Source organism: Pseudomonas sp. PS01299 (assembly GCF_029960145.1).
Lineage (GTDB): Bacteria > Pseudomonadota > Gammaproteobacteria > Pseudomonadales > Pseudomonadaceae > Aquipseudomonas > Aquipseudomonas putida_A.
Map to the genome: position 1 here is coordinate 1 of NZ_JASCPO010000400.1, position 3,028 is coordinate 3,028.

The following is a 3,028-nucleotide window of genomic DNA, read 5'->3' on the forward strand; positions in this document are numbered from 1 at the left end:
AGTGAAACGATGCATCGCCGATGGTAGTGTGGGGTTTCCCCATGTGAGAGTAGGTCATCGTCAAGATTAAATTCCGAAACCCCAATTGCGAAAGCAGTTGGGGTTTTGTTTTGCCCGCAGGAAAGTGGTGCGCTTGATTTCTATGCAATCGCCCGGCTCATGGCTATTATTCGGACCTCATTGTGAGGCGAGACCTGCATGCTGACGTTGTTGAATCTATTAAAGGATGGTCGATTCCATTCCGGCGAGGCTCTGGGGGTTACCCTGGGAATCAGTCGAAGTGCGGTGTGGAAGCAGCTTCAGCATCTTGAGGCTGAGCTCGGGTTGTCCATAAACAAAGTCCGGGGCAGAGGCTATCAACTGGCTGCACCCTTGACGCTCCTCGACCCCCTGAAGATTAGTGCCTTAGCAGCGGTTTGGCCGATTACAGTCTTTGATTCCATCGATTCCACTAACGCAGAGGCGCTTCGCGCGATCAATCAGGGTCGAGCGGCGCCGTTTCTGGTATTGGCCGAACGACAGATTTCCGGTCGCGGTCGCCGAGGCCGCAAATGGGTAAGCCCTTTTGCTGAAAATCTCTACTACAGCCTGGTCCTGCGCATTGAAGGTGGCATGCGCCAGCTTGAGGGCTTGAGTCTGGTGGTCGGTTTGGCTGTTATGCATGCCCTGCGAAAGCTGGGGGTGGCGGGCGCAGGATTGAAGTGGCCCAACGATGTGCTGGTCGGGAACAAGAAAATCGCCGGTATTCTTCTTGAGCTAGTAGGGGATCCGGCAGATGTTTGCCATGTGGTGCTGGGTATAGGCATTAATGTGAACATGCAGGTTGCTGAGGAAGTTGACCAGCAATGGACGTCAATTCGACTCGAGACGGGTCAAACCTGCGATCGCAACGTCTTGGTGGCTGAGCTGAGCGACCAACTGCGCGGTTATATCCAGCGTCATCAGGTCCATGGTTTCTCTGCGTTCCAGGAGGAATGGGAAAAGGATCACATGTGGCAAGGTCGCCCGGTTTCTTTGGTTGCGGGCGTTAGTCATATAGAAGGCGTAGTGCTTGGTATTGATAGCCAGGGTGCGCTGCGCTTGAAGGTGGGCGGCGTGGAAAAAGTATTTAGTGGTGGTGAGCTCAGTCTGAGGTTGCGTGATGATTCTTGAGCTCGACTGTGGGAATAGCTTTATCAAGTGGCGCGTATTGAATACGGCTGCTGGCGGTCTTTTCGCGGAAGGTGTTGTCGACTCGGATCAAGCTCTGGTGGATAGCTTGTGCGCATTTGAGAACCTGTCGTTGCGCAAATGTCGGTTGGTCAGCGTAAGAACCAGCGAAGAAACTGCTGCGCTCACCCGAATTCTCGAGCAGACGTTCTGCATCTCGGTCGTGTGCGCCAAGTCGGCCAGTGAAATGTCTGGTGTCAGGAATGGCTATGACGACTATGAACGCTTGGGACTGGATCGCTGGTTGGCGATGCTCGGTGGCTTTCATCTGGCTGCCGGCGCCTGTCTGATTCTGGATTTTGGCACTGCTGTGACGGCCGACTTTATTAATGCCGAAGGTGAGCACCTTGGGGGATTCATTTGCCCAGGAATGCCCTTGATGCGTAACCAGTTACGTACGCATACCCGGAAAATCCGTTATGGGGACTTGGCTGCCGAAAAAGCGTTGACGAGCCATGCTCCGGGGCGCAGTACCGTCGAGGCGGTGGAGCGAGGGTGCTCTTTAATGTTGAGAGGTTTCGTTCTGACCCAGATGGAAATGGCTCGATCCTATTGGGGGGAGCGCTTTGCTGTCTTTATTACCGGTGGCGATGCTGGATTGGTGGCGGACGTCGTGCCTGATGCTCGGATCGTCCCTGACCTGGTATTTGTAGGGTTGGCGATGGCGTGTCCTTTAACTTGAGGTTTGTATGCGTTGGTTGTTCCTGCTGCTCGTTGTTCTCAATGTGTTCTATTACGTCTGGCATCAGCAGGAGGCGCCCTTGCGTGCAAAAGATGTCACTCCTCTCAGCATGTACCGCGGGTCCCAGCAAGATATTCGCTTATTGAGTGAGGCGACTGGTGACTCGGCGGGAGTGCAAGGCGCGCGCCATGCCGGACAGGAGTGTCTGTTTTTGGGTGGTTTGACTCAAGAAAGCAGCCTTTCCGCGCTACAGATGCGTCTAGCGGGCATGAGTGTGAAGGTTCAGGCATCGCAAAAGGATCTTCCCGAGCCTGGATATTGGTTACGCATTGCGCCCGAGAGCCAGCGTTTATTGGGGGATGTGCAGTTGCAGAACCTTTCCAAGGAATTCAATGAGTTAAAACATAAAATAATGCTGTGTGAGGGGGTTGCACCGCTGGAATAGTTTGCATAGAATGGCGCCCGCTCCACAGCGAACACCTAAACAGGTTGTCCAAGTAGAGCGGTGTCAACGCAGCTAACCTCAGGTTTTTAATGAGAAAATGCTTGACAGAAGGTCGGCATAGTATAGAATGCCGGCTCGCTTAGGAGGGGTTCCCGAGCGGCCAAAGGGATCAGACTGTAAATCTGACGTCTACGACTTCGAAGGTTCGAATCCTTCCCCCTCCACCATTTTTAGCGTGAGCTGCAAGCTCCGCGGGTATAGTTTAGTGGTAGAACCTCAGCCTTCCAAGCTGATGATGCGGGTTCGATTCCCGCTACCCGCTCCAAGTTTGCAGGTTGTGCAAAGTGTTACGCTCTTGTAGCTCAGTTGGTAGAGCACACCCTTGGTAAGGGTGAGGTCAGCGGTTCAAATCCGCTCAAGAGCTCCATATAACAAGGCAGATATGAAAATATCTGCCTTTGTTTTAATGGTAGATATCGTTCGTCTAATTCTTCTGTTGAGGGTGTTATCGATGGCTAAGGAAAAATTTGATCGTTCCCTGCCCCACGTCAACGTAGGGACCATTGGTCACGTTGACCACGGTAAAACCACTCTGACCGCTGCTCTGACTCGCGTCTGCTCCGAAGTTTTCGGTTCGGCCGTAGTTGAATTCGACAAGATCGACAGCGCTCCAGAAGAAAAAGCTCGCGGTA

Annotated in this window: 4 protein-coding genes and 3 tRNA genes; all 7 read left to right on the forward strand. The window is 53.1% G+C overall.

The window, feature by feature from the left end; all coding sequences use genetic code 11:
* Nucleotides 1-198 precede the first annotated feature (198 nt).
* Nucleotides 199-1,152, forward strand: coding sequence for a bifunctional biotin--[acetyl-CoA-carboxylase] ligase/biotin operon repressor BirA (gene birA / locus QMX91_RS30245; RefSeq protein ID WP_098965873.1), 954 nt, complete (start codon nucleotides 199-201; stop codon nucleotides 1,150-1,152).
* Nucleotides 1,142-1,891 carry a pantothenate kinase gene (locus QMX91_RS30250; RefSeq protein WP_098965871.1) on the forward strand — a complete coding sequence of 250 codons (750 nt, stop codon included), beginning with the start codon at nucleotides 1,142-1,144 and terminating at the stop codon, nucleotides 1,889-1,891. Before birA ends, QMX91_RS30250 begins: the two co-directional genes overlap by 11 nt.
* Nucleotides 1,892-1,898: 7 nt before the next feature.
* On the forward strand, nucleotides 1,899-2,336 hold the full coding sequence (locus QMX91_RS30255) for a hypothetical protein (RefSeq protein WP_027614313.1): 438 nt from the start codon (nucleotides 1,899-1,901) through the stop codon (nucleotides 2,334-2,336).
* Nucleotides 2,337-2,478: 142 nt separating this feature from the next.
* Nucleotides 2,479-2,563: transfer RNA gene (locus QMX91_RS30260), tRNA-Tyr, on the forward strand.
* A 24-nt stretch (nucleotides 2,564-2,587) separates the two neighbouring features.
* Nucleotides 2,588-2,661: transfer RNA gene (locus QMX91_RS30265), tRNA-Gly, on the forward strand.
* A 26-nt stretch (nucleotides 2,662-2,687) separates the two neighbouring features.
* Nucleotides 2,688-2,763, forward strand: a tRNA-Thr gene (locus QMX91_RS30270).
* A gap of 84 nt (nucleotides 2,764-2,847) precedes the next feature.
* Nucleotides 2,848-3,028, forward strand: a 181-nt coding sequence (locus QMX91_RS30275; protein WP_232244373.1) for a GTP-binding protein, incomplete at its 3' end; no start/stop codon positions are given.